Below are 368 nucleotides of genomic sequence, written 5' to 3'. Positions count from 1 at the left end.
TCGTCTTTTGTTACTTGCGAATCTTTGACAGGTGTTTCACTTAGTTTCGCTGTGTCTGCTGTTGGTGTTGTTGTCGCTGCTGTATTGCCTTCTACTGGGACATTAACTACGTCTTTGCTTCCGTCTTCATATTTTACTTCTACTTTGACTACTAATTTGCCAGTTTCATCTGCTACTACTTTTCCACCGTCAAGTAATGTTTTTTCTGTTACTTTAGTTCCTTCTGGTACTTTTACAGCATCTTTAACTTTTTGTACATCTTCGTCTTTTGTTACTTGCGAATCTTTGACAGGTGTTTCACTTAGTTTCGCTGTGTCTGCTGTTGGTGTTGTTGTCGCTGCTGTATTGCCTTCTACTGGGACATTAAC

1 protein-coding gene is annotated in these 368 nt (G+C 39.7%); it reads right to left on the bottom strand.

Annotation, left to right across the window (positions count from 1 at the left end):
• Nucleotides 1-368 (bottom strand): Rib/alpha-like domain-containing protein (locus HT721_RS10765; RefSeq protein WP_173229811.1); only part of this gene is annotated, 368 nt, incomplete at both ends.

The sequence above is a fragment of the Streptococcus sp. 4094 genome, from assembly GCF_013277125.1.
GTDB lineage: Bacteria > Bacillota > Bacilli > Lactobacillales > Streptococcaceae > Streptococcus.
The sequence above is the reverse complement of the archived record's forward strand: the minus strand, read 5'-3'. Positions and strand labels throughout refer to the sequence as shown.